This window comes from Vibrio sp. 10N.286.46.A8, assembly GCF_041470165.1.
Lineage (GTDB): Bacteria > Pseudomonadota > Gammaproteobacteria > Enterobacterales > Vibrionaceae > Vibrio > Vibrio tasmaniensis_A.
The window spans coordinates 1-494 of sequence record NZ_JBFRLX010000368.1 but is presented as its reverse complement, the minus strand read 5'-3'; the positions used below and the strand labels follow the sequence as shown (position 1 = coordinate 494).

The 494-nt window shown below is 46.2% G+C and carries 1 protein-coding gene; it reads right to left on the bottom strand.

Annotation, left to right across the window (positions count from 1 at the left end):
• Positions 1-70: 70 nt before the first annotated feature.
• Positions 71-494 (bottom strand): MFS transporter (locus AB4232_RS22480; protein ID WP_372088072.1); only part of this gene is annotated, 424 nt, incomplete at its 5' end.

Sequence of the window (494 nt, the reverse complement as noted above, 5' to 3'; positions counted from 1 at the left end):
TACCAAAGTGGTGAAACACACCTTGGTACCACTCCCGATTCAATAATATCAATGCTTCATAGCACTGAGACTAATTGGAAACATTAATCAGCGTGACACTGCCGTCGTCATTTACTTCGGCGATTTGACCGTTAGGCTCTTCCATGAACAGTAGAGTCACAAAGCCAAGCACCGCTGTTCCTGCAATCACTAAGAAGAAGGTTTGGTAACTTACGAATGAAAGCACAGTTAGGTAAACCACCGCACCCACGTTACCGTAAGCGCCAGTCATACCCGCAATTTGACCTGTCATGCGACGTTTAATCAGAGGTACTGTTGCAAACACCGCACCTTCACCTGCTTGTACGAAGAAAGAACACGCCATTGCAGCAACAACCGCTAGCCATACTGGCCATGTGCTGTCTACTTGACCCATTGCGAAGTAACCCACAGCAAGACCAATCGTTAGAATAAGCAGTGTTGGTTTACGACCGAATTTATCTGAAATCCAACCA